The following is a 24,745-nucleotide window of genomic DNA, read 5'->3' as shown; positions in this document are numbered from 1 at the left end:
CCAGTGGTGAGGACGCGGGCTGGTATCGCCGTCCGGGGCTGTTGGCGGGGATCGCGTTGGTCCTGATCATCGCCCTCAACATCATCTTCGGCTGAAATGAGGTGTTCCAGGCTCGTTTTGCGTGGCGGTGCGGGTGGCGGCCCCCCTGCGGGAGTTGCTGCGGCCTTCTCGCTGTGGGATCCCCGACTCATGAATGACCAATTCACCACGTCGGGGCTGTCCTCGCCGGGAGAACCCCGGAGGGGTGGGCACTGAGAACCCGCGGCGGTGCCGGTTGCGGGGGTGGGCTAAGCGGCTGCGCCGCTTCAAAGACCGAACTGAACGTGAAGGCCCTGAAGATAGGGAGGTTCCGCCATGGCGGGTCGGAGTTCCGGGCACACCGCGGGTGCCTTCGACATCCGGACGGTGATCGCGCTGCTGTTCGCCATCTACGGAGTGGTGATCGCGATCGTGGGCGTGGTGCAGCCGCAGGCCGAGATCGACAAGTCCGCCGGGGTGAACATCAACCTCTGGGCCGGGATCGGCATGTTCGTGTTCGCGGTGGTGTTCGTGGCCTGGGCCCGGCTGCGGCCCATCGTGGTGCCCGACGAAGCCGAGCGGGGAGCGTCCCCGGAGTAGGCGAACACCTGGTGTGACGGCGTCCGCACCCTCCGGGGCGGGCGCCGTTCGCGTTGCGCCGGATCTGCAGGTTCCCGTCCGCGACGGCGGATCGGCTAGATAGTGTGATCGCCGTGCCCCGACCAGTGACCTTGATCGCCGCGCTGCTCACCGCGCTCACCGCGTTCGCAGCGGCGGGCTGCGCCGCGGACGGCAAGTCGACCTCGGCCCGGCGGACCGTCGAAGTGTCCAAGTTCGGCGTCGACAAGCCCGGGCTGCTGGACCCGGCCTTCGCGCCGGACCGGCTGCGCGGCGTGGACGTGTGCGCCACCCTGCAGGCGGTCGACCTCGGCAGGTTTGGCACACCCGCCCCGGCGTTGACCCCGGACGGCTTCGGGACCTGCTCGAACTTCATGAAGGACCACAACGGCAAGCCGTTCAACGTCACCCTCTACTTCGACGAGGGCGTGTCCGACCCCGGGGCGAACCGCATCGGCGGGCTGCCCGGCACCGTCTACGACAACGGTTCGGGTTCCTGCTTCGCGTCGGCCGCTTACACCGGCGCGGACACCAAGAACTTCGACGAGCCGCGCGGGCTGGAGATCCAGCTGAGCACCGAGCAGGCGGACGCCTGCTCGCCGGCCGTGCAGATCCTGGCCGACGCCGTCGACGTCGTGCGGACGAAACCGCCGGTCAGCCCCCGCGCGTCGGGCGGGCTGGGCGGGTTCGACCCGTGCGAGCTCCTCGACCAGGCCGCGATCCGCGACGCCGCGATGGCCGGCTCGGCGGACTCGGCCGGCGGCGAAGGGCTCTACGCCTGCAAGTGGATGGCGGACAACTCCGTGGCGGTGACCGTGAGCTTCGAGGTCGGCGCCCTGGCGAGCAGCTCGGTGCCGCCGGTCGACCTCGCCGGCGTGCCGGGCATCGTGGCGCAGGTCAGCGCCGACCCGCCGACCTGCGCGGTCGGGTGGGAGCACCGCAAGAACGCCAATGCCGACGGCGAGAGCGAGATCGTGCAGATCGAGATCATGAACATGGGCCGGGTCCCGATGGATCCCTGCGCGAATGCGACGAAGCTGGCACAACAGGCGCGGGCGAAGCTGCCGACCGCATGACGGTCCCGGTCGGCCACCGAATTCCGTAGGCTGCACGATGACAACGACCGACGTAAAGGTGGGAGGCCGGCCATGACCCAGACCGCCCGTGGCAGCGTCGAAATGCCCAGCGGCACGACTGAGCAGTCCCCGACGTTCGAGTCGATCGACCCCCGCACCGGGGAGATAGTGGGGCGCCACCCGATCCACGACGCGGCCGAGGTCGGCGCGCGGGTCACCGCGGCCCGCGAGGCCCAGGCGGAGTGGGCCGAACTCGGGTTCGCCGGCCGCAAGCAGCGCCTCGACGCCTGGCGGAAGCTGCTGGCCAAGCGCCTAGACGAGCTCGCGGGCGTCGTCTGCGCGGAGACCGGCAAGCCCCTCGACGACGCCAGGCTGGAACTGATGCTGGTCGTCGACCACCTGCATTGGGCGGCCAGCAACGCGGAGAAGGTGTTGCGCCGCCGAAAGGTCTCGGCGGGCATCGTGATGGCCAACCAGACCGCCACCGTCGAGTACCTGCCGTTCGGCGTGATCGGCGTGATCGGCCCGTGGAACTACCCGGCGTTCACGCCGATGGGCTCGATCGCCTACGCGCTGGCCGCGGGCAACGCCGTGGTGTTCAAGCCCAGCGAGCTCACCCCGGGCGTCGGGCAGTGGCTGGCGGAGAGCTTCGCCGAGGCCGTACCCGAGCACCCGGTCTTCCAGCTGGTGACGGGCTTCGGCGAGACCGGCGCGGCGTTGTGCGCCGCCGGGGTCGACAAGGTCGCCTTCACCGGTTCGACCGCCACCGGCAAGCGGGTCATGGCGTCCTGCTCGGAGAACCTGGTCCCGGTGCTGGTGGAGTGCGGCGGCAAGGACGCCCTGATCGTCGACGCCGATGCCGACCTGGCCGCCGCAGCGGACGCGGCGGTGTGGGGCGCGATGTCCAACGCCGGGCAGACCTGCATCGGCGTGGAGCGGGTCTATGTCGTGGACGCCGTCGCGGACCGGTTCCTGGAGATGGTCGCCGAGCGGGCGGAGAAGCTGCGCCCGGGCGGCGAACCCGGCGCCAACTTCGGCCCGATCACGATGCCGTCGCAGGTCGACATCATCCGCGGGCACATCGACGACGCGCTCAGTCGCGGCGGCCGGGCGGTCGTGGGCGGCGAGCACTCGGTGCGCCCGCCGTTCGTCGAGCCGGTGGTGCTCACCGACGTGCCGGAGGACTCCACCGCCATCACCGAGGAGACCTTCGGGCCGACCATCGTGGTGCAGCGGGTTCGCGACGCCGACGAGGGCATTGCCCGCGCCAACGATTCCCGCTACGGCTTGGGCGCCTCGGTGTTCTCGCGGGCGCGGGGCGTGGAGCTGGCGCGGCAGCTGCGCACCGGGATGGTCGCGGTGAACTCCGTGATCGCCTTCGCCGGTGTGCCGTCGCTGCCGTTCGGCGGCGTCGGGGACTCCGGGTTCGGCCGGATCCACGGCGCGGACGGGCTGCGCGAGTTCACCCGGCCGCAGTCGGTGACGCGGCTGCGGTACCGGATGCCGCTGAACCCGATGAGCTTCGCCCGCGCCAAGGGCACCGTCCGGCGCCTGGTGCGGCTGGTCCGGCTGGTGCGCGGTCGCTGACCCCGCCCGGCTGATCGACTCGGCGTTTCAGCTGGGCTTGCGCGGTCGGTGACAGGAAGGTTCCCTTGCTCTCGCACCCTCCGGCCGGGCTCGCGGGGGTGCGAGAGCGGAGTTGATCGTCAGTCGGCCGGTGCCGCGGGCGCCGGTTCGGCAGCCAAGGAGGCCAGCGGGTGAAGAAGATCATCAATGATCCGGCGGACGTGGTCGCCGAGTCGCTGCGGGGCATGGCCGCCGCGCATCCCGAGCTGCTCCGCGTCCGCACCGATCCCGCGGTGATCGTGCGCACGGACGCGCCGGTGTCCGGCAAGGTCGCGGTGGTGTCCGGCGGCGGTTCCGGGCACGAGCCGCTGCACGGCGGCTTCGTCGGCCCCGGGATGCTGTCGGCTGCGGTACCGGGCGCGGTGTTCACCTCACCGACCCCGGACGCGGTGCAGGCCGCGATCGACGAGACCAACGGCGGCGCGGGCGTGCTGCTGGTCGTTAAGAACTACACCGGCGACGTGCTCAACTTCGAGACCGCTGCCGAACTGGCCGGCCTGGACGGCGTCGAGGTGCGCAGCGTGATCGTCGACGACGACGTGGCGGTGAAGGACTCCACGCACACCGCGGGCAGGCGCGGGGTCGGTGGCACGGTCCTGGTGGAGAAGATCGTCGGCGCGGCCGCCGAGCGCGGCGCGGGCCTGGACGCGTGCGAGGAGCTCGCCAAGCGGGTGGTGTCCCAGGTGCGCTCGATGGGCATGGCGGTGACTTCTCCGACCGTGCCGCACGTCGGTCAGCCGAGCTTCGACCTCGCCGCGGACGAGATGGAGATCGGCATCGGCATCCACGGCGAGCCCGGCCGGGCTCGGGTGCCGCTGGCCTCGGCGGACGACATCGTCCGGCGGCTGCTGGACCCGATCCTCGAGGACCTGCCGTTCGCCGGGGGCGACGACGTGCTGCTGTTCACCAACTCGATGGGCGGCACCCCGCTGCTGGAGCTCTACCTGGCGCACGGCATCGCCGAGCGGCTGCTCGCCGAGCGCGGCATCCACGTCCGGCGGCGACTGGTCGGCCCGTACATCACGAGCCTGGAAATGCAGGGCATGAGCCTGACGCTGCTGAAGCTGGACGACGAGCTGACCGAGCTCTGGGACGCGCCGGTGCGCACCGCCGCGCTGAACTGGTGAGGGAGAACGCCGGAATGGGTTGCACCGCACAGGACGTGATCGCCGCGCTGAAGGCGGCCGCGGCCGTCGTCGCCGAGCACCGCGACGAGCTGATCCAGCTCGACCGGGCGATCGGCGACGCCGACCACGGGGAGAACATGGACCGGGGCTTCCGCGCCGTGGTGTCCAAAGTGGATACCGCGGCGCCGGAGACGCCGGGCGCGGTGCTGAAGCTGACCGCCACCGTGCTGATCTCCACCGTCGGCGGCGCGTCCGGGCCGCTGTACGGCACCGCGTTCCTGCGCGCGGCGGCGGCGGTCGGCGACGCCGACGAGCTCGACGGCGCGGCGGTCGCCAAGGCGCTGCAGGCCGGGATGGAGGGCGTCATCGGTCGTGGCCGCGCGGCCGTCGGCGACAAGACGATGGTCGATGCGTTGTCGCCGGCGGTGGAAGCCGCCAAGAGCGCCGCGGAATCCGGCGAAGGCGCGGCGGCGGTGCTGACCGCCGCGGCCGATGCCGCACACGAGGGCGCGCAGGCGACCGAACCACTGGTGGCCCGAAAGGGCCGCGCGTCATACCTCGGCGAGCGCAGCGCCGGGCACATCGATCCCGGGGCGCGCTCGACCGCGCTGCTGTTGTCCGCATTCGCCGAAGCCACGAGGTCGCGATCATGAACGTCGGACTGGTCATCGTCTCGCACAGCACCCGGCTCGCCGAGGGAGTCGCCGAACTCGCCCGGCAGATGGCCCCCGAGGTGCGGGTCGTGCCCGCTGGGGGACTGCCGGACGGCAACATCGGCACGGACTTCGAGAAGGTGTCCGCGGCCCTGTCGGACGCCAACACCGGGGCCGGTGCGGTGGTGCTCTACGACCTCGGCAGCGCGCAGATGATCGCCGAGCTCGCAGTGGAGTCGCTCGGCGACCCGAGCACGGCGCTCGTCGTCGACGCACCGCTGGTGGAGGGCGCGGTCGCCGCCGCCGTTGCGGCCCAGGGCGGCGGCGACATGCGGGGTGTCGCCGGGGCCGCCGAGGCGGCGGCTGCGGGCGGCGAGCTCGCCGAGCCCGGCGAACCCACGGCGGCGGACGAAGTCCGCGAGGAGCTGGAGCTGGCCAACGAAGTCGGCCTGCACGCGCGACCGGCGGCGCTGCTGGCCCGCAGCCTGAACGGGCTGCAGGCGAACGTCATGATCTCGCTGGGCGACAAGGAAGCCGACGCCGCCAGCGTGCTGGGCGTCATGGGCCTCGGCGCCCGCAAGGGCGACCGGATCGTCTTGCGCGCCAACGGCCCGGACGCGCGCCAAGCGGTGGAGCGCATCCTCGACCTGGCCAAGCGCAACTTCGACGAGTAGCCGGTGCATGGGAACCTTCCTGCCACCAACGGCGGGGAGGTTCCCTTTTTCGTGCCTCGGGTGACAGGAAGGTTCCCATGCTCGCGGCCCGGCAGCGGCGGTTCCCGGGCGGATGACAGGAAAGTTCCCGTGCTGTCATCGGCCGGTGCGGCTGCTCGCCGCGTTAGGCTGAGTCGATGTCGCTGCGTCTCCGTCACCGAGGCACGCCGCTGTTGCTCCTATTGGTGCTGCTGGTGGCGGGGTGCACGCCGGAGGCCGCGCCGGCCGGTCAGTCCGACGGCCGGTCGAGCGACGCCGGCACCGCCGCGGCGGTGCTCGGTGATCTGCGCACAGTGGACCCGTGCACGTTGGCCGATCCGGCCGCGCTGCAAGGTTTCGGTCAGGTGGAGAACGCGGGCACGGTGTCGCTGGACTACTGCCTGCTGCAGCTGAAGCTCAACGACGGCTCGCTGGCGCAGCTCGCGTTGGGAGAACTGGTCGACGCCGGTCCGATCGGGCAGGATCGGCCGGTCGTCCAGCGCGGGCCGCTGCGGATCGTGCAGGACGCGCCGCTGCCCGGGCACTGCACCCGGCAGATCCTGTTCGCCGACGACATCGCCATGCGGGTCAGCGCCGATCTGCTGACCGGTGATCCGGCCGCCGGGTTGTGCGCGGTGGCCCAGGCCGGGGCCGACGCGGCAGTCGCCGCGCTCGAACAGCACCGGGCGGGGCACCGGTCGTTCGGGGCGAACTCGCTGGCGCTGCAGGATCCGTGCGAGCTGCTGGATTCCGCTGCCGTGCAGCAGATTCCCGGCCTGGAAGCGGCGGAACCCCAGCCGAGCCCGGCCGGGCACCAGTGCATGTGGGGTGCGCAGGCCGCCGATGCGCCGCGCGTCCAGTTCCTGCACACCGCCGGTGATCCGCCGAAGGTGCTGCACGGCGCGGCCGTCGAGGAGCAGATCGCCGACCGGCGCACCGTGGTCAGCGTCGTTGGCGGCGACCCGCAGGTTCCGCTGTGCTCCGCGGAAACCGGGCACATCCCGTTCGGCGATCCGGCCACCGGTCAGGTCGAGGTGGCGATGCTGGTCGTGGCCGTGCCGGAGATGACCGGGATCGACGCGTGCGAGTACGCCCGTGGCCTCGCCGCGCAGGCCTGGCCGCACCTGCCGGCGTCCGGCCCGTAGCCGGGCCGTTACCGTTGCAGGCGTGCCTCGACGCAACCGATCGCAACGCCCGAAGGGCCTGTCCCAGGACACCAGCCACCGCGCGATGGGCACTGCGTTCGGCATGTCCCGGGTCGAGCACGGGCCCGACGGCGATTGGATGGTGCGCACCGTGCCCGCCGCGCAGGCCACCAAGGCCTACCGGTGCCCGGGCTGCGACCACGAGATCAGGCCCGGCATCGCGCACGTGGTGGCCTGGCCCGAGGCGGAGCAGGGCGGCGTCGCCGACCGGCGCCACTGGCACAACGGCTGCTGGAGCGCGCGCGGCCGGCGCGGGCCCACGCGGCGCTGGTCGTAGCACGTCACAGCGTGTCGGCCACTCGTTCGTGGCAGGATCGAGGTGATGAGCACCGAGATCCGCGCCAACACGATGCTGCCGGCCCGCCGCGAAGAGATCACCCTGCACACGGCCGACGGCCTCAAGCTGATCGGTGAGCTGGCGCTGCCGGAGTCCCGGCCGCCGCGCGCGACGCTGGTCTGCCTGCACCCGCTGCCCACCCACGGCGGCATGATGGACTCGCACATCTACCGCAAGGCCGCGTTCCGGTTGCCCGCGCTCGCCGACCTCGCAGTGCTGCGGTTCAACACGCGCGGCACGGTCAGCGAGGCGGGCCGCAGCGAGGGCAGCTTCGACGGCGGCAACAGCGAGCGGTTCGACGTGGCCGCGGCGCTGGAGTTCGCCGAGTTCCACGACCTGCCGAACGTGTGGCTGGTCGGCTGGTCGTTCGGCACCGACCTGACGCTGGTGCACGGCCTGGACCCGCTCGTCGAGGGCGCGGTGCTGATCTCCCCGCCGCTGCGCTGGAGCACCGAGGAACACCTGGCGGCCTGGGCCGGGTCGGGCAAGCCGGTGCACGCGCTGATCCCGGAGTTCGACGACTACCTGCGCCCGGACGAAGCTCGCCAGCGGTTCGCGGCGATCCCGCAGGCCGAGGTGATCGGCTTCCCGGACACCAAGCACCTCTGGGTCGGCAAGGCGGAGGCCGCGCTGGACGCGATCGTGCGGGTCGTGGCGCCGGACGTGCCGACGCCGCTGCCGCGCACCTGGGACGGCCCGTCGGAGACCCGCAAGGTCACCATCATCGACTCCTGACCTGGGAGTTCCGGCGGCGGGTGACAGGAAGGGTCCCGTGCTCGCGTCAGCCCGTGGCCGGTAACCGGAACACCAGCTCGGGCAGGCCGTCGCGGTGGCGCGCCAGGTGCAGCTTGAACCCGAGCTTCTCGGCGACCCGCACCGACGGCGTGTTCTCCGCATCCGTCACGATCACGACCGGCCGGTCCGGGCGGTGTCGCCGCGCCCACTGCACGGCGGTCTCGGCCATCTCCGTCGCGTAGCCCTTGCCCCACGCGCTCGGCCAGAGGCGGTAGTAGAGGTTCAGCACCGGCTCGCCCTCCTCCACCCAGTGCCGCAGGCCGCCGAAGCCGATCACCTCCTCGGAGCCCGGCAGCCGGATCGCCCAGTAGCTGATTCCGTCGGAAACCCAGCTCCGGTGGATCTTGTCGAGCAGCTCGAGGAGCTGTTCCCGGGATCGTCGGAGGTGAGCGTCGAACGGGTGGGTCTCCGCGGCGGCGGAGATCGCGACGAACGCATCGGCGTCGGCAGGCTGGATGCGGCGGATGACCAAGCGGCGGGTGTGGATCTCATCCGGTTCGGGCACCCGCCCACGCTAGCCCCTCGGCCTGCTCCTGATCATCCGATTTTCGCTGGTAGCGGCGGCGGGTGACAGGAAGGTTCCCATGCTCGCAAGGCTTGACCTCGACGCTGGCGTCAATGCCTGGCGTCGGTCGGCATGAACGAGAACCGCCACCGGCGCCGTCCTGCCCGTCAACGGCGGGCTCGCGGTGAGCTGACGCCAGCCCGGCATTGGGCATGGAGAAAAAGACCATGAACATCCGTGATGTTGTGGTGGCAGCACACATAGGCGTCGACGGGTCTTCGGCCTAACGTCCTGGGGCATGAGTGACATCCGGCACGTCCCGTTGGGCGGGCGCGTGGCGCTGGTGACCGGCGCCGGCAGCGGGATCGGGCAGGCGTGCGCGCGAGCCCTCGCCGAGTCCGGGGCGAAGGTCCACGTCGTCGATCTCGACCGCGCCGCGGCCGAACGGGTCGCCGCCGACGTCGGCGGCTGGGCGCACCCCGTCGACCTCGCCGATGCGGCGGCCGTCGACGGGCTTCCCGCCGAGGTCGACGTCCTGGTCAACAACGCGGGTTTCCAGCACGTCGCCGCGCTGCCCGAGTTCCCGCCGGAGACGTTCGTCCGCATGCAGCAGGTGATGGTGACCGCGCCGTTCCTGCTGACCCGCAAGGTGCTGCCGCACATGTACGCCCAGGGCTGGGGGCGCATCGTGCACGTCTCAAGCGTGCACGGCCTGCGCGCCAGCCCGTTCAAGGCCGGTTACGTGACCGCGAAGCACGCGCTCGAAGGACTGTCCAAAGTGGTCGCGCTGGAGGGCGCCGAACACGGCGTGACGAGCAACTGCGTGAATCCCGGGTACGTCGACACGCCGTTGGTCCGCGACCAGATCGCCGGGCAGGCCGCGGCGCACGGGCTCGGCGAGTCCGAGGTCGTCGAGCGGGTCTTGTTGCAGCGCGCCGCGCTCAAGCAGTTGATCGACCCGCGCCGGGTCGCCGAACTCGTGCGCTGGCTCTGCGGGGACCACGCGGAGCACGTCACCGGCGCTTCGCTGCCGATGGACGGCGGCTGGACCGCCGCCTGAACCGGCCCACACACAAAGGAGTGTTCGCCTTGGCCAGCAACCCATCCGGGCGCGGTTCGATCGCGCGCGTCGTCGGCGCCAGCCTCATCGGCACGACGATCGAGTGGTACGACTTCTTCCTCTACGGCTCCGCGGCCGCGCTGGTGTTCAACCACCTGTTCTTCCCCGATGCCGATCCGCTGACCGGCACGCTGCTGGCGTTCACCACCTACGCCATCGGGTTCCTCGCCAGGCCGCTCGGCGGGCTGGTGTTCGGGCACTTCGGCGACCGCGTCGGCCGCAAGAAGCTGCTGGTGCTGAGCCTGCTGCTGATGGGCGGATCCACCTGCGCGATGGGCCTGCTGCCCACCTACGCGGCGGTCGGCGTGGCCGCGCCGCTGCTGCTGACGCTGCTGCGGCTGGTGCAGGGCTTCGCGCTGGGCGGCGAGTGGGGCGGCGCGGTGCTGATCGTGTCCGAGCACGGCGACGATCGCCGCCGCGGGCTGTGGGCGTCGTGGCCGCAGTGCGGCGCGCCCGGCGGGAACCTGCTGGCCACCGCGGTGCTGGCGGTGCTCGCCGCGACGCAGTCCGACGAGGCGTTCATGGCGTGGGGCTGGCGGATCCCGTTCCTGCTCTCCGGCGTGCTGGTGGTGATCGGCCTGTGGATCCGGCTCGCGGTCACCGAATCGCCGGTCTTCCTCGACGCGCAGGCAAAGGCCGAGCAGCGGGAGGAAACCCGCAGCGTCCCGGCGGTGGCGGTGTTCCGGACGCACTGGCGGCAGGTGCTGATCACCATCGGCTCGCGGATGGCCGAGAACGTGTCCTACTACGTGCTCACCGCGTTCATCCTGGTCTACGTCACCGGGCCGCTGGGGCTGCCGAAGTCCGTCGGGTTGAACGCGGTGCTGATCGGCTCGGCGGTGCACTTCGTGACGATCCCGCTGTGGGGCGCGTTGTCCGACCGGCTGGGCCGCAAGCCCGTCTACCTGTTCGGGACGGTCGCGATGGCGGCGTGGGGTTTCGCGTTCTTCGCGTTGCTGGACAGCAGGTCGGCAGTGGTGATCACGGCCGCGACGACGGTGGGACTGCTGTTGCACGGTGCGATGTACGGGCCGCAGGCGGCGTTCTTCGCCGAGCAGTTCCCGACCAGGGTCCGCTACACCGGGCTTTCCGTCGGCGGGCAGCTGTCCTCGATCGCGGCCGGTGCGGTGGCGCCGATCATCGCGGTGGCGCTGCTGCAGGGCTTCGGCAGCACGATCGCGGTGTCCGGCTACGTCCTCGCGATGTGCGCGATCACGCTGGTCGCGGTCGCGCTGGCGAAGGAGACCGCGGGCAGCTCGTTGCACGACGAGGCTCCGGAAGAGCAGGTCGCGGTGACAAGATGAGCCGGTGAACGACGACGTGGTCCGGCTGCTCGAACTGCTCGCCAGCGGCGCGAGCAGCGAGCAGCTGGCGCGCGTCGCGGTCGAGAACCCGCAGCTGGGCAGGGCCACGGCGATAGCGCTGCGGATCCACGGCACGCTCGGCGCGCACCGCCGCCGCGAGGCCGAGCTCAGTGCGCTGTTCGACACCGCCAGCGACCTGGCCAGGCTGCGCGACACCGACGCGGTGCTGCGGTCGATCGTGCGCCGTGGCCGCACGCTGCTCGGCGTGGACGTCTCGTACCTGAGCCTCAACGACGAGGCCGCCGGACGCACCTACATGCGGGTCACCGACGGCTCGGTGTCGCGGCTGTTCCAGAAGGTCACGCTCGGCATGGGGGAGGGGCTGGGCGGCCTGGTCGCGCAGACTGCGCAGCCGTATGCGACGCACGACTACTTCGCCGACGAGCGGTTCCGGCACACCTCGCCGATCGACTCGGCGGTCCGCGACGAGGGGCTGACCGCGATCCTGGGCGTGCCGCTGGCGCTCGGCGACCAGGTCATCGGCGTGCTCTACGCCTCGGACCGGACGCGCCGCGAGTTCAGCCCGGACGAGGTCGCGCTGCTGTCGTCGCTGGCCGACCACGCCGCGATCGCGCTGGACAACGCGGCCCTGCTGGAGGAGATCAGCGCGCACAGCGAGGCCCTGCACCGCGCCGAGGAGGCCCACGACCGGCTGATGGATCTGGTGCTGCGCGGTGGCGACCTGCCGGAGGTGGCGGCGTCGGTGGCCGATGTGCTGCGCGGCGCGATCGGGATGTTCGACGCGGACGGCACCGAGCTGACCGGCGCCGGCGGCACGCCGCCCGAGCCGCCGGCGGAAGCCGTCGCGACGTCCCGGGCCGCGGGCCGCGCAGTGTCCACATCGGACGGGTGGGTGTGCGCGGTGCAGGCCGGGCCGGAGCTACTCGGCAGCATCGTGCTGGCCGGGCGGGCGGATCTGGTCGACGCAGACCGGCGGCTGTTCGAGCGCGCGGCGGTGGTCACCGCGCTGCTGCTGATGCTGCGCCGGTCCGTGGCGAAGGCGGAGGACGAGGTGCGCGGCGAACTGCTCACCGACCTGCTGACCGCGCCCGACCGCAATCCCGGTGCGCTGCTGGCCCGCGCCGAACGACTCGGGCTGGACCTCGTCGAGCCGCACGCCGTGCTCATCGCGCACGCCGACAAGGTGCCCCGAACGCGGCTGGCCGTGGCGGCCGGGCGGTGCGCTGCGCTTGCCGGCATCCACGCCGAGGAGGTCGTCCTCCTGGTGCCCGCCGGCGATCCGGGGGAGTCGGCGGCCCGCATCGCGGCCGACCTGCGATCCATCGTGGACAACCCGGTCACGGTCGGCGCGGCAGGCCCGGCGCGCGGCCCGCAGGAGATCGCCGCGGCGCACGCCGAAGCGGCTCGTTGCCTGCGTGCCCTGCTCGCGCTCGGCCGCATCGGCGAGGGCGCGGCCATGGACGGCCTCGGGTTCCTCGGCGTGCTGCTGGGCGAGCACACGGACCTGATCGGTTTCGTCCGGCGGACGATCGGACCGGTCCTCGATTACGACGCCCGGCGCGGCACCGAACTCGCCGGCACGCTGCACGCGTACTTCGCCGCCGGGGCGAACCTCACGCGGGCCAAGGACGCGCTCCACGTGCACGTCAACACGGTCGTGCAGCGGCTGGACCGCGTCGGCTCCCTGCTCGGCTCCGACTGGCAGACCCCGGACCGGGCCCTGGAAATCCAGCTCGCGCTACGCCTGCACAACCTGCAGTCGTAGCCGCCTGATCGGGCGGGGGATCAGCTGCCGCCGAGCCAGCCCTCCAGCTCGCCGAAGGCATCGCGGAAGTGCGGCGCCAGCGGGCGCAGGCGGCCCGGGAACTGGTCCACCAGGCCGTCGGTGTGGTTGCCGCCCTCGACGCGGTGGTAGCGGTGCAGGCCGGCCCGCCCGGACTCGGCCACCATCCGCGCGCAGACGTCGGAGTCGCGGCTGATCGGCAGCAGCGTGTCGAGGGTGCCGTGCAGGGTGATCAGCGGCTTGCCGATCCGGCCGGTGAGCGCGATCCGCTCGACCGCGCGATGCACCTCGGCGGGGCGCCGGGCGTAGTCGTAGTCCGCGTCGCAGCCCTCGGTCCCGCTGGCGCAGAACGGGATCCCGGCCACCCGGTCGCCGTCGTAGCCGGGATCGAACTCCTCGCGGTAGATCCGCTGCGTCAGGTCCCAGTAGACGCGGTGGTGGTAGTCCCACAGGAACTGCGACCCCGGCGCGAAACCCGCGGACAGGATCGCCTGTTCATCGTCGGCGGGGTAGGCGCGAAGCGCCGTCGGCAGGAAGGTCAGCAGGTTGTCCCGCTGCGTCCACAGCGTCCCCTCCCAGTCGATTCCGCCGTCGTAGAGCCAAGGCCGGTTCTCCAGCTGCCAGCGCACCAGGTAGCCGCCGTTGGACAGCCCGGCCGCGAGCGTCCGCGACGGCGGCCGGCCGTAGTGCCGCCAGGCGGTGACCTTCGCGGCGGCGGCCAGCTGCGTGACGCGGTGGTTCCACTCGGCGACGGCGTCCCCCGGCCGCTGCCCGTCGGTGAAGAACTCGGCGCCGGTGTTGCCCTTGTCGGTCGCGGCGAAGGCGTAACCGGCGGCCAGGACGTGGTCGGCGATGGCGCGGTCGTTGGCGTACTGCCTCCGGTTGCCGGGAGTTCCGCTGATCACCAGGCCGCCGTTCCACCGCTGCGGCAGGCGCAGCACGAACTGGGAGTCGTGGTTCCAGCCGTGGTTGGTGTTCGTGGCGGAGGTGTCCGGGAAGTAGCCGTCGATCTGGATGCCCGGAACCGGCCCCGGCGCGGACAGGTCCTGGGTGGTCAGGCCGGCCCAGTCGGCCTGCACCGTGTGCCCGGAGCCGAGCGTGCCGGTGGTGGTCAGGTCGTCCAGGCAGGCCAATTCCTGGTGCGCGGCACCGGGAACCCGTGCCGCGGGACGGCAGTCCGCCGACTGCGCGGCCGCCGGTTCGGCCGGAAGGAGCAGCGTGCCGGCGAGCAGACCGGCGGACAACAGGGCGATTCGGCTGGGCACGGCAGACCTCCTCGGGTTCGCCCCGTGACGCTATGGCGGGGCGCCGAACCCGAACATGTGGTGACGGCACACAAACGGCGCTCGCGGTGTAGTGGCGTCCACTGTGGAGGTGTTTGCGCCGACGCCCCTACCTTGAGTGGTGCAAACCACAAGGAGGTGGTCTGAGTGCGTGTCTTCTCGCTGGTCGCGGCCGTGCTGCTGGCCCTGCTCGCCGTCGCCCCCGCCGCGTCGGCGGCGGAAATCCGGGAGGTGACCGGGTTCGGCGCGAATCCCGGCGCGCTCCGCATGTTCGAATACGTCCCCGACGGGCTGCCCGCGGGCCGCCCGGTCGTAGTCGCGATGCACGGCTGCACGCAGGATGCGGCTGGGTACGGCAACGGCGCGGGGTGGGTCGAACTCGCCGAGCGCTCGGGGTTCACGCTCGTGCTGCCGCAGCAGGAAGCGGCCAACAACAGCAGCCGCTGCTTCAACTGGTTCCAGCCCGGCGACACAATGAGCGGCCAGGGCGAGGCGGAATCGGTCGCGCAGATGGTGCGGCGTGCGATCGACGACACCGGCGCGGACCCGGCCCGGGTCTACGTCACGGGCCTGTCTGCGGGTGGCGCGATGACCTCGGTGCTGCTCGCCACCTACCCGGAGATGTTCGCTGGCGGCGGCGTCGTGGCGGGCCTGCCGTTCGGCTGCGCGACGAGCGCCGTCGACGCGTTCACGTGCATGAACCCCGGCCGGGATCTGACGGCGGCGCAGTGGGGTGACAAGGTGCGAGCCGCGAGCCCGTACCAAGGGCCGCGGCCGACGCTGAGCATCTGGCACGGCACCGCCGACTACACGGTGGCGCCGGCGAACCAGCGCGAACAGGTCGAGCAGTGGACCAATGTGCACGGCATCCCGGGCACGCCGTCGGCCACCGACACCGTCGCGGGCTACCCGCACGCGGTCTACAACGACGCGGACGGCCGAACCCTGGTGGAGACGTTCGAGATCACCGGCATGGGCCACGGCCAACCGATCGACCCGGGCACCGGAGCCGGCCAGTGCGGTCAGGCGGGCGCCTACCTGCTGGACGTCAACATCTGCGCCGCAGCACACCTCAGCAACGCCTGGGCACTCGGGTGACAGGAAGGTTCCCATGCTCGCGTCGGGCGAGGGCGGGGGTGACAGGAAGGTTCCCAAGCTGCAATCCGCACAGCAGGGCGGGCGGTGGCGGTTCGTTGGGGCGCGTCGGGTGGGTCGTTCCGGCAGGATGGGGCCCGTGCACTTCATCGAATCGGGAGCCGGGACGCCGCTGGTGCTGCTGCACGCCTTCCCGGTGGATGCGCGGATGTGGGATCCGGTGCGGGGCCGCCTGGATGACCAGTTGCGGGTGATCACCCCTGATCAGCGGGGCCTCGGCGAGAGCGCGTTGGACGGCTCGTCGGCGCGGGGCCTGGCGGAGCCGGGCGCGAACCGGCGCGCGGCAGAGCAGCCGAGCATCGATCGCGCCGCCGCCGACATCCTGGCCCTGCTGGATCAGTTGGAGCTGCCGCGGGTCGTCCTGGGCGGTTGCTCGATGGGCGGCTACGTCGCGATGGCGCTGCTGCGCGCTGCGCCGCAGCGCGTCGCGGGCCTGCTGCTCGTCGACACCAAGGCAGTCGCCGACAACGACGAGCAGCGCGCCAACCGCCTAAAGGTTGCGGATCGCGCAGAGCGCGAGGGCACCGTGGGTTGGCTAGCGGAGAGCAGCCTGCCGAACCTGTTGGGGCGCACTACGCACGAGCAACGCCCCGAGATCGTCTCCAGTGTCCGCGAGCTGATCGATGCTCAGCCTGCGGACGGTGTCGCGTGGGCGCAGCGCGCGATGGCGGGGCGTCCCGACAGCACAGCCACGCTGCGGTCCTACGACGGCCCGGCGCTGGTGGTCGTCGGCGAGGAAGACGCGCTGACGCCACCGGAGAACGCTCGCGAGCTGGCGGATGCGCTGCGGGGTGGCGAGCTCGTGACGTTGCCGGGCGTCGGGCACCTGTCGTCGGTCGAGGCGCCGGATGCCTTCGCCGACGCCGTCCGTTCCTGGATCGCCCGGATCGCCTAGGCGCGCGAGGCTCGGTTGCCGAGCCTCGCGCCTCTACTTCCTAGTGGTCGCCCTTGCCCGGCGGCTGGGCGTCCCGCTCTACGGCGCGATCCCGCGTTCTCTCCATGTCCGCCTCGGACCGCTTGAACTGCTCGGCCGTTTCGCTGGGCAGCATGAAGTAGCTTCCGGACTGCCGTTTGGCGCGCGCCCTGTCGTCATCACCGGTTGGGAACTCCTGGTCCGACATGACCTGGTCCTTCCGTTGGTGCAGGCCGCGAGATGCCCGCAGCTGTCCTTGCCCGTAGAGACAGGCGTCGGCCCTCTCGATGACGCGCACCCGTGCTGACCAGGCAGGACGTCAGGCTATGAGCCGGGCCAACTGGTCGGCGGTGCAGCCGCGGTGACCGGTCGACGGGTTGACGTGCGCGGGCTGGAGCAGCCCGAGCGCGTCGTAGTGGCGCAACATCCGGACCGACACCCGGCCGTGCCTGGCGAAGTCTCCAATGCTGAACATGACACCCCTGGTCTAGGACCTGACACCGTGCCAGGTGCAAGTGTCCGTCGCGGGGTGGCGAGCTGACCAGCAGTGGAGCGGCGTCCGAGTCCTAAGTGGACCGGTTCAGCCCGGCGCGGCCACCGCACGCGTGGCCGTGTCGACGTCCAGCATCTGGTGCCGCGAGCGCGCGTCGTTCCACAGGGGACGCGCAGCGTGAGTCAGCCGGCGCCGTGCGGGCTGTTCGCGCAGGTGAGGCGGGCTGTTGTCAACGGCGCTGCTGGTTCGTGGCGTCGATCCGGGTGGCGCTGTGCGAGCGCTGCTGCTGGCCCTTGCCCTCCGGCACCGGCAGCTGGATGCGCCGCGTCGGCTCGTCGTGCGGGCTGTGGCCGCGCGCCGTGTCCCGGTGGATCTGCTCCGTCGGCCCGTCGTCGGCGGCTCCGCCGCCGCCCGACGGCTTGGCGCCCTGGCCCTTCGGCTTCGCGCCGCTCGGCTTCGCCTTCGCCTCGGCCGCCGGCTTCGCCTTCGCCTCGGCCGCCGGCTTCGCCTGGCGGGCGGGCTCCTCGCCGCGGGAGTCGCGGGCGAGGGCGTCTTCGGCGTCCTTGCGGGCTTGTTCGCGGGCTTCCGCCGCCGCTTCGCGGAGCTTGTCCTCTTCGGAGTCCTCCTGGGCGAGGCGTTCCAGGAGCGGCGTGGTCTGGCCGAGCATTTCGGCGGCGTCGCGGAGCTTCTTGGCCACGGACTCGCGCAGTTCGGTCAGCGAGTGGACCTGCTCGTCCGCCTTGGTGAGGCGGCGCTGGACCTCTTCGGTCGTAACGCCGAGGCGGCGCTGGGAGTCTTCGCGGGCCGCCGTGACCAGGCGCTTGCTCTCGCGGGTCGCTTCGTCGATGAGGCGGGTGGCCTCCTCGGTGCACTCGCGGACCATCCGCTCGGACTTCTCCGTGGCTTCGCGGACCAGTCGCTCGGCTTCCGACTTGCTCTCCCGGATCCGCTTCTCCGCGGCTTCGGTGCTCTCGCGCTTCCGCTTGTCGGCGGCTTCGATGCTCTCCCGCTCGCGCTTCTGCGCGGCTTCGATGCTTTCGCGCTCGCGCTTCTGCGCGGCTTCGACGCTTTCGCGCTCGCGGCGCTCGGCGGTCTCGATGCTGTCCTTCTCGCGCTTCTGCGCTGCGTCGGTGGATTCGCGGGTGAGCTGTTCGGCCTTCGCGGTGGCGTCGCCGACCATCCGGTTCGACTGGTCGGTGGCCTCGCGGACCCGGCGGTGCGCTTCGGTGGTGCCTTCGCGCAGCCGGCGGTTGGCCTCCTCGGTCGCTTCCCGGACGCGGCGCTCGGCTTCCGCCTTGCTGGTGGCCTCCTGCTCGGCGAGGGTGCGCATGGATTCGCTGCGGCGCGCCGCCATCGCGATCTCGAAGTCCTCTTCGACCTGGATCCGGCGGGCCTCGGACTCCTGGTCGGCGCGCTTGCGGTTCTCCTCGGCCTCGCGGGTGATCCGCTCCGCCTCGGCCTTGGCCTTGTCCATCAGCGAGCGGTGCTCGGTTTCCATCTCGCTGCGCCGGCTGTCGACCTCGGAGAGCAGCCGCTCGTAGCGGTTGCGCAGGTTGGTCGCCTCGGTCTCGGAGCGCGTGCGGATCAGGCCGGCGTCCTTCTCGGCGCGGCCCCGGATGTCGTTCGCCTCGTCCTGGGCGAGGCGCAGCATTCGCTGCAGGCGCTCGCTGAGACCTTCCAGCGTGGTCGGCGGCTTGGCCAGGCGGTCGACCTGGCCGCGCAGGCTCTCGATCTCGGATCGGGCCGACTCCAGCTGCTTGGACAGGTCTCCTGCTTGGGAGACCGCGGCGTCGCGATCCGCGGAGAGGATGCGGATATCGGCGTCGAGTCGCTCGAGGTGCTCATCGACCTGGGCGCGGTCGTAGCCGTTCTTGCGAGCGAGGTCGAATCCCGATCCCAGTGGCAGCAAATCGCGGTCGTCGGCAAGGCCCATGGCAACCAAGCTACCTGGAAGACGACGTTGTTGTGGGAGGTGTGGCGCGTATCAGCCGGAATTTCCTCGCCCGGTGGACGAGGCCTCCGACGCGGCTTCGCGGTGGCGTGCCGGACGGCGTGGCGAAGCGGGCAGAACACCACGATCCGGACTCTTGACCGGCTGGCCAACCAAGAGTGAACATGGAGGTGCAAGTCGGGCATCAGTGGAGGTGATCGACGTGGCCGATAGGTCGAGCGGTTCGACTGTGAAGCCGTGGGTTCGCTGGCAGGACTGGGTCGCAGTGGTGCTGGGCGTCTACCTGATCCTCGGGACGATGTGGACGGCGACGAACGGGGCGGCGATGTCCGCGATGATCGTGCTGGGCGCGCTGCTGGTGATCGCGAGCGTGTGGTCGTTGGCCATGCCGGGCTCGATGACCAGCGAATACAGCCACATGCTGTTGGGCGTGCTGCTGTTCATCTCGCCGTGGGTCCTCGGCTACACCGGGTTCATGGGCGCCTCGTGGACCTCGTGGATCGTCGGCGTGCTGGCCGTCATCGCTGGTGCCGCCGCGCTGCCCGAAGCCAACGCCGCGCACCGCGGAATCGCGGGCCAGCACTGAGGGCCGTGTCGCGGGTGGCTGCCGTCACCTGTGAAACACGCCAATCGTCGCGAGCGGTGGCGGCCGTTCGAGCGATCACCACCACTCGCGAGTTCGCTGTCGCGCGGTCCGGCGGTAACGTCCGGGCCGCGCGTTCTTTTTGACCGGCCCCGTGGAACGAGCCGGCCGGAGGTCGGAGGTCGGGTTCATGGCGGAGGCACCGGGCGATCGCGGCGCCCGCAAGCGGCCGTCCACATCGGACGATGCCGTGGCGGCACCGGGTGATCAGGGCGGGTCCGCGCGGGAGCGCATCCTGAACGCGGCAGGCGAGCTGTTCGCCGAGCACGGCTTCAACGCCACGCCCACCTCCCGGATCGCCGAGCAGGCCGAGGTCCCCAAAGGACTCATCCACTACTACTTCCGGCGCAAGCAGGACCTGCTGACGGCGCTGGTCGAGCGGCTGCCCGAGGACCTGGTGGAATCCGACCGGGTCGCAGTCCGGGGCGATGTCGCGGGCAGCCTGCGCCGGCTGATCGGCGAACTCGACGCGCGGCTGGAGTCGTCGCCGCTGCTCAGCCACCTGCTGTGGCGGGAGGCGGACACGCACGTCGCGGTGCGGCAGGCGCTGCAGCGGCGGTTCGGGACGGTGGTGGAGCTGATCCGCCGGGTGATCGAGCTGGCGCTGCCGCCGGGCCCGGTGAGCTGCGACGTCGACACCGCCGCCGTGCTGCTGGCCCGGGTGGTCAACCACCGCCACTCGGTGGCCCGGCACGGCGCGCACGACGACGAGCTGGACCGCGAGATCAGCTTCATCGCCAAGGCCCTGGAGCTCGGCGTCGGGAAGCCGCGGAAGGTCAAGCCGGCCTGACCGGGGCCTGGCCGTACGGCGGGGTGGGGCTAGGCCTACTTCGGGCCGATCCGGCGGGAATCGGGTTCCGCGCGATGCACAGTGGGAGCACCGAGCCGGACGGCCGGATCGGCGCAGTGCGGGAACCGCGGCGCCGGGTCGATGAACCTAGAAGGAAGATCATGCGACGAGTGGTGTCGTGGGTGGCGCGTGCCTGCACGGGGTTCGCGCGAGCGTGCGCCGTCGTGGTCGTCACCATGCTGGTCCCGGCCGTGTGGGCCGCCGCCGTGGCGCTGTGGATGTGGTGGGGCGGAAACCCGTGGTCGTGGATCGCGCCGTTCGCGTGGGCGTGCATCGGCACTTTCGCCCTGTCCCGCCCGGTGTGCCGGATGGTCCGCTCCCTCGTCGCGAAGTGGACGGCCACCGCCATCCCGGACGGGTACCGGCAGACCGGGCCGGTGACGCGGATGTCGACCGGGTACTGGTGGAACGGCTACTCCTACTCGCGCACCATTCGGGACGCCCGCCGGGAGCAGCGGTGGCGGCTGTGGTCGAGCGATCCCGCGACCTGGCGTGACCTGCGGTTCATGGTGATCGCGCCGCTCACCGCGGGCGTGGCCGCGGCCATTCCGCCTGCCGGGGTCGCGGTGGCCGCCATCGGGTTCGTCCAGCCGGAGCCGTCCGCGCGCGTCGTCGGCGTGCTCGGCCTGGCCGCGGCCATCGCCGGTGCTCCGTACGCCTGGCGGTCCATCGAACCGGTGGCCGTCCGCTTCCTGCGCGCGTCGCCCGCGATGGTGCTGGCGGACCGGGTGGACGAGCTGACCGCCCAGCGCGCGGACACGACCATCGCGCAGGCCGCCGAGATCCGCCGGATCGAGCGGGACCTGCACGACGGGGCGCAGGCCCGGCTGGTCGGCCTCGGGCTCTCCCTGGCGACGGCCGAGAGGCTGGTGGAAACCGACCCCGACCAGGCCAAGGCGCTGATGCGGGAAGCGCGGGTCGGCGCCGCCACGTCGCTGACCGAGCTCCGCGAACTGGTCCGGGGGATCAACCCGCCGGTCCTCAACGACCGGGGGCTCGTCGATGCCGTTCGCGCTCTCGCCCTGGACAGCCCGCTCGAAGCGACCGTCAGCGCCGACGTCCAGCTGCGCCTGGACCCGCCGATCGAGTCCGCCGTGTACTTCGGGATCGCGGAACTGCTGACCAACGCGGTCAAGCACGCCGACGCGACCCGCGCGCAGATCTCCATCGCCCTGGGCGGAACCGGGCTCGTCGTCGATGTCGAAGACGACGGCCGGGGCGGAGCCGAGGTGCAGGCCGGAGGAGGGCTGGCGGGGCTGCGCCGCCGCCTCGCGGCCTTCGACGGCACGTCCGAGATCACCAGCCCGGCAGGCGGCCCGACCCGCGCGAGGATCATGGTGCCGTGCGAGTCGTCGTAGCCGAAGACCTCTACCTCCTGCGGGACGGCATGGTCCGCCTCGTCGAGGCGTTCGGGCACCAGGTGGTGGGGACGGCGGCCACCGGGCCCGAAACGCTCGACGCGCTGCTGAGGTGGCAGCCGGACGTCGCCATCGTCGATGTGCGGATGCCGCCGACCCGGTCGGACGAGGGCCTGCGGGCGGCCATCGCCGCGCGCCGCGAGCTGCCCGGCCTGCCGGTCCTGATCCTCTCCCAGTACGTCGAACAGCTCTACGCCCGCGAGCTCCTGGCCGACGGCGCCGGCGGCATCGGCTACTTCCTGAAGGAGAGCGTGTTCGACGCCGACCAGTTCATCGATGCCCTGCAGCGCGTCGCCGACGGCGGGACCGCCATGGATCCGGCCGTCATCGCCAAGCTGCTGTCCAGCGGGGCCTCGAACCGCCGGCTGGAGCGGCTCACGGAACGCGAGCACTCCGTGCTGGGCCTCATGGCCGAAGGACTGTCCAACCAGGCCATCGGCCGGCGGCTCTTCCTCAGCGAAAGCGCCATCAGCAAGTACACCACCTCCCTGTTCGGCAAGCTCGGCATCGCCGATGACGGCGACAAGAACCGCCGCGTCCTCGCAGTGCTCGCCTATCTGAACAACCCCTGACGCCGTGCTCGCCTATCATGAAGTCGCTTCACTCTTGTGAAAAGATGTTGCCCGGACTACAACTTCCTGCAGGTGGTCGACGCGGGAGGTTGTGGTGGACGTTGGGCGCATGCGTTTTTCCCGGCGACAGGGCTTCGTCGCGACTGCGGCGGGAATCGCCGGAGCAGGTGTGATGGCGGCCGCGGCGAGCGCGACCCCCGGTGACCCGGCCCCGGTGACGAACTTCCAGGTGAAGGGCCTGCGGGCGCCGGTCGAGCTGATCGAGGACCGCTACGGCGTCCCGCACCTGTACGCGAGCAGCGAGGACGACGTGTTCCTCGCCCAGGGCTTCAACGCCGCCCGCGAGCGGCTGTTCCAGATCGACCTGTGGCGGCGCCGCGGCCTCGGGCGGCTCGCCGAGGTGCTCGGCCCGGACTACGTCGACCAGGACCGCGCCACCAGGTTGTTCCTCTACCGCGGCGACATGGACGTGGAATGGTCGCGCTACGCCCCGGACGCGCAGCGGATCGCGACGCAGTTCACCGCCGGCATCAACGCCTACCTGGACTGGCTGGACCAGCATCCGGAACAGCTGCCGGCCGAGTTCGGCATCCTCGGCTACCGGCCCGCCCGCTGGGAACCGGCGGACGCGGTGCGCATCCGCAGCCACGGCCTGACCCGGAACCTGACCAGCGAGGTCAAGCGCGCCAAGGTGGCCTGCGCCGCCGGGGTGGACGCGGACCTGGTCCGGCAGGGCCTGCAGCCCGACCGGCGGACGACCGTGCCCGAGGGCTTCGACCCGTGCGCGATGCCGGCGGACGTGCTGGCGGTCTTCGAGCTCGCCACCCAGGAGGTCGAATTCAAGGACGGTTCGATCCGCGCCAGGACGATCCGCGACGCGACGACCGAAGGCAGCAACAACTGGGTTGTCGGCGGGCAGCGGACCGCCACCGGGCGCCCCATCCTGGCCAACGACCCGCACCGCGCCTACTCGGCTCCGTCGCTGCGCTACATCGCGCACCTGTCGGCGCCCGGCCTGGACGTGATCGGCGCCGGCGAGCCCGCGCTGCCGGGAATCTCCATCGGGCACAACGGCACCATCGCGTTCGGGCTCACCATCTTCCCGATGGACCAGGAAGACCTGTACGTCTACCAGCTCGATCCGGCCGACCGCACCCGCTACCGCTACCGGGACGGCTGGGAGTCGATGTCGGTCCGGCGCGAGACGGTCGCCGTGTTCGGCGAGGCGGACCGGACCGTCGAGCTCGCGTTCACCAGGCACGGCCCGGTGATCCGCGTGGACGAGCAGCGGAACCTCGCGTACGCGGTGCGGACGGCCTGGCTGGAACCGGGCATGTCGCCGTACTTCGGCAGCATCTCCTACATGCGGGCCCGGAACTTCCGCGAGTTCACCACGTCGATGCGCAACTGGGGCGCGCCGACGGAGAACCAGGTCTACGCCGACGTCGACGGCAACATCGGCTGGGTGCCCGGCGGCCTCGCGCCCAAGCGGGTCGGTTACGACGGCCTGCTGCCGGTGCCCGGCGACGGCCGCTACGAGTGGAACGGCTTCTACTCCGGCGACGACCTGCCGCGCGAGCTCAACCCGGCGGCCGGGTTCATCGCCACCGCGAACCAGTTCAACCTGCCGCCGGAGCACCACGGCAAGGGCCTCGGGTTCGAGTGGACCAACCCGTTCCGGCACCAGCGGATCGTCGAGGTGCTGTCGCGGCAGCGCAAGCACACCGTGTCGGATTCGGCGGCGCTGCAGAACGATCAGCTGTCCATCCCGGCCCGGCGGCTGATCGCCCTGCTGTCCGAACTGGACAGCGGTGAATCCGATCTCCGCCGCGCGCTGCGGCTGCTGCGGGGATGGGACGCGGTCGAAGCCGCCGACTCGAACGCCGCGGCGCTGTTCGAGGTGTGGCTGTCGAAGCACCTCGGGCCGGGGTTCGTGCGCGCCGCCGTGCCGAAGGCCGCCGGCGTGATCGAGGACGCCGACACGCTGGTCCTGCTCGGCGAGCTGGAGAAGCCCGGCAGGTGGTTGCCGGACGAGGCGGCCCGCGACCGGCTGCTGCTGGGCACGCTGCGCACCGCCTACGCCGAGGTGCAGGAGCTGCTCGGGCGCGGCGAGGGCAGCTGGCGCTGGGGCAAGCTGCACCACAGCTTCTTCCAGCACCCGGCGTCGAAGGCGTTCGACGCCGGCGAGCGCGCCCGGTTCGACGTCGGCCCGCTGCCGCGCGGCGGCTCCCCGGACACCGTGAACCAGTCGTCGTACCGGACGAACGACTTCCGGCAGACCAACGGCCCGTCGTTCCGGATGGTCCTCGACGTGGGCGACTGGGATTCCTCGATCGCGGTCAACACGCCAGGCCAGTCCGGGAACCCGGACGACCCGCACTACCGGGACCTGGCCGAATCCTGGCGCACCGGCGAGTACTTCCCGCTCGCCTACAGCCGTGAGGCGGTCGAGGAGATCGCGGAACGCCGGATGCTGCTGCTCCCGGAGTGATCGGGATGCTCCTATAGATGTCAAGCGGCAGGAGCAAGGTCGTTTTGACTGGTTCGTTCGGTTGGTGTGGTGGTCAGGGCGCGGTAGACCTCGCGG

At 71.6% G+C, this 24,745-nt stretch carries 23 protein-coding genes and 1 pseudogene; 19 read left to right on the top strand and 5 right to left on the bottom strand.

The genetic code is table 11. The features are described from left to right. Window positions 1-354: 354 nt before the first annotated feature. From AC07FN_RS43480 to AC07FN_RS43440, 9 genes are all read left to right on the top strand, one after another. Window positions 355-618 carry a hypothetical protein gene (locus tag AC07FN_RS43480; protein WP_478400960.1) on the top strand — a complete coding sequence of 88 codons (264 nt, stop codon included), beginning with the start codon at window positions 355-357 and terminating at the stop codon, window positions 616-618. A gap of 113 nt (window positions 619-731) precedes the next feature. Then, window positions 732-1,712, top strand: a complete 981-nt coding sequence (locus AC07FN_RS43475; protein ID WP_478400959.1) for a DUF3558 family protein — start codon at window positions 732-734, stop codon at window positions 1,710-1,712. Window positions 1,713-1,784: 72 nt separating this feature from the next. Next, a complete protein-coding gene (locus tag AC07FN_RS43470; protein ID WP_478400958.1) occupies window positions 1,785-3,299 on the top strand; it encodes an aldehyde dehydrogenase family protein in 1,515 nt (504 codons plus the stop codon). A 170-nt stretch (window positions 3,300-3,469) separates the two neighbouring features. After that, a complete protein-coding gene (gene dhaK / locus AC07FN_RS43465; RefSeq protein ID WP_478400957.1) occupies window positions 3,470-4,465 on the top strand; it encodes a dihydroxyacetone kinase subunit DhaK in 996 nt (331 codons plus the stop codon). 14 nt (window positions 4,466-4,479) lie between these two features. After that, on the top strand, window positions 4,480-5,118 hold the full coding sequence (gene dhaL, locus AC07FN_RS43460; RefSeq protein WP_478400956.1) for a dihydroxyacetone kinase subunit DhaL: 639 nt from the start codon (window positions 4,480-4,482) through the stop codon (window positions 5,116-5,118). After that, a complete protein-coding gene (dhaM, locus tag AC07FN_RS43455; protein WP_478400955.1) occupies window positions 5,115-5,792 on the top strand; it encodes a dihydroxyacetone kinase phosphoryl donor subunit DhaM in 678 nt (225 codons plus the stop codon). Before dhaL ends, dhaM begins: the two co-directional genes overlap by 4 nt. A gap of 176 nt (window positions 5,793-5,968) precedes the next feature. After that, window positions 5,969-6,955 carry a DUF3558 domain-containing protein gene (locus AC07FN_RS43450; protein ID WP_478400954.1) on the top strand — a complete coding sequence of 329 codons (987 nt, stop codon included), beginning with the start codon at window positions 5,969-5,971 and terminating at the stop codon, window positions 6,953-6,955. A gap of 22 nt (window positions 6,956-6,977) precedes the next feature. Next, entirely contained in the window at window positions 6,978-7,292 is a 315-nt protein-coding gene (locus tag AC07FN_RS43445; protein WP_478400953.1) for a hypothetical protein, read from the top strand. 45 nt (window positions 7,293-7,337) lie between these two features. After that, window positions 7,338-8,087, top strand: coding sequence for an alpha/beta hydrolase (locus AC07FN_RS43440; RefSeq protein WP_478400952.1), 750 nt, complete (start codon window positions 7,338-7,340; stop codon window positions 8,085-8,087). Window positions 8,088-8,133: 46 nt separating this feature from the next. On the opposite strand, the gene AC07FN_RS43435 is transcribed toward AC07FN_RS43440, so the two are convergent. After that, window positions 8,134-8,652 carry a GNAT family N-acetyltransferase gene (locus AC07FN_RS43435; RefSeq protein ID WP_478400951.1) on the bottom strand — a complete coding sequence of 173 codons (519 nt, stop codon included), beginning with the start codon at window positions 8,650-8,652 and terminating at the stop codon, window positions 8,134-8,136. A 298-nt stretch (window positions 8,653-8,950) separates the two neighbouring features. On the opposite strand from AC07FN_RS43435, the gene AC07FN_RS43430 reads away from it, so the two are divergent. From AC07FN_RS43430 to AC07FN_RS43420, 3 genes are read left to right on the top strand one after another with little or no spacing between them, the layout of a single operon-like run. Continuing rightward, window positions 8,951-9,712, top strand: coding sequence for a 3-hydroxybutyrate dehydrogenase (locus tag AC07FN_RS43430; protein WP_478400950.1), 762 nt, complete (start codon window positions 8,951-8,953; stop codon window positions 9,710-9,712). A gap of 29 nt (window positions 9,713-9,741) precedes the next feature. Then, window positions 9,742-11,076: an MFS transporter gene (locus tag AC07FN_RS43425; RefSeq protein ID WP_478400949.1), complete on the top strand. Its 1,335-nt coding sequence runs from the start codon at window positions 9,742-9,744 to the stop codon at window positions 11,074-11,076. A 4-nt stretch (window positions 11,077-11,080) separates the two neighbouring features. Further along, window positions 11,081-12,862, top strand: a complete 1,782-nt coding sequence (locus AC07FN_RS43420) for a helix-turn-helix domain-containing protein (protein ID WP_478400948.1) — start codon at window positions 11,081-11,083, stop codon at window positions 12,860-12,862. A 20-nt stretch (window positions 12,863-12,882) separates the two neighbouring features. On the opposite strand, the gene AC07FN_RS43415 is transcribed toward AC07FN_RS43420, so the two are convergent. Continuing rightward, window positions 12,883-14,127: a tannase/feruloyl esterase family alpha/beta hydrolase gene (locus AC07FN_RS43415; RefSeq protein ID WP_478400961.1), complete on the bottom strand. Its 1,245-nt coding sequence runs from the start codon at window positions 14,125-14,127 to the stop codon at window positions 12,883-12,885. 183 nt (window positions 14,128-14,310) lie between these two features. Here AC07FN_RS43415 and AC07FN_RS43410 point away from each other — a divergent pair, with 183 nt between their 5' ends. After that, window positions 14,311-15,261, top strand: coding sequence for an extracellular catalytic domain type 1 short-chain-length polyhydroxyalkanoate depolymerase (locus AC07FN_RS43410; protein ID WP_478400947.1), 951 nt, complete (start codon window positions 14,311-14,313; stop codon window positions 15,259-15,261). A gap of 136 nt (window positions 15,262-15,397) precedes the next feature. Beyond that, entirely contained in the window at window positions 15,398-16,213 is an 816-nt protein-coding gene (locus AC07FN_RS43405; RefSeq protein ID WP_478400946.1) for an alpha/beta fold hydrolase, read from the top strand. Between the two features lie 40 nt (window positions 16,214-16,253). Here the strand turns inward: AC07FN_RS43405 and AC07FN_RS43400 are convergent, their stop codons facing one another. The 3 genes and pseudogenes from AC07FN_RS43400 to AC07FN_RS43390 all read right to left on the bottom strand — a co-directional run bounded on the left by AC07FN_RS43400 (window position 16,254) and on the right by AC07FN_RS43390 (window position 18,657). Further along, window positions 16,254-16,439, bottom strand: coding sequence for a hypothetical protein (locus AC07FN_RS43400; RefSeq protein WP_478400945.1), 186 nt, complete (start codon window positions 16,437-16,439; stop codon window positions 16,254-16,256). 120 nt (window positions 16,440-16,559) lie between these two features. Then, window positions 16,560-16,706 (bottom strand): annotated as a pseudogene (locus AC07FN_RS43395) (MerR family DNA-binding transcriptional regulator); the annotation flags it as partial. A gap of 247 nt (window positions 16,707-16,953) precedes the next feature. Continuing rightward, window positions 16,954-18,657, bottom strand: a complete 1,704-nt coding sequence (locus tag AC07FN_RS43390; protein ID WP_478400944.1) for a M protein — start codon at window positions 18,655-18,657, stop codon at window positions 16,954-16,956. A 205-nt stretch (window positions 18,658-18,862) separates the two neighbouring features. Between AC07FN_RS43390 and AC07FN_RS43385 the strand changes: the two genes are divergently transcribed. The 5 genes from AC07FN_RS43385 (at window position 18,863) to AC07FN_RS43365 (ending at window position 24,649) form a co-directional block, all read left to right on the top strand. Next, window positions 18,863-19,261: an SPW repeat protein gene (locus tag AC07FN_RS43385; protein WP_132494253.1), complete on the top strand. Its 399-nt coding sequence runs from the start codon at window positions 18,863-18,865 to the stop codon at window positions 19,259-19,261. Window positions 19,262-19,448: 187 nt separating this feature from the next. Continuing rightward, on the top strand, window positions 19,449-20,108 hold the full coding sequence (locus AC07FN_RS43380; protein ID WP_478400943.1) for a TetR/AcrR family transcriptional regulator: 660 nt from the start codon (window positions 19,449-19,451) through the stop codon (window positions 20,106-20,108). Between the two features lie 161 nt (window positions 20,109-20,269). Then, window positions 20,270-21,526 carry a sensor histidine kinase gene (locus AC07FN_RS43375; protein WP_478400942.1) on the top strand — a complete coding sequence of 419 codons (1,257 nt, stop codon included), beginning with the start codon at window positions 20,270-20,272 and terminating at the stop codon, window positions 21,524-21,526. After that, on the top strand, window positions 21,511-22,158 hold the full coding sequence (locus tag AC07FN_RS43370; protein ID WP_478400941.1) for a response regulator transcription factor: 648 nt from the start codon (window positions 21,511-21,513) through the stop codon (window positions 22,156-22,158). Before AC07FN_RS43375 ends, AC07FN_RS43370 begins: the two co-directional genes overlap by 16 nt. 109 nt (window positions 22,159-22,267) lie before the next feature. After that, a complete protein-coding gene (locus AC07FN_RS43365) occupies window positions 22,268-24,649 on the top strand; it encodes a penicillin acylase family protein (protein WP_478400940.1) in 2,382 nt (793 codons plus the stop codon). Window positions 24,650-24,745: the final 96 nt, after the last annotated feature.

The sequence above is a fragment of the Saccharopolyspora sp. NPDC045941 genome (assembly GCF_056431445.1).
Note: the sequence above shows the minus strand (reverse complement) of the source record. Positions and strands in the feature narration are given on the sequence as shown.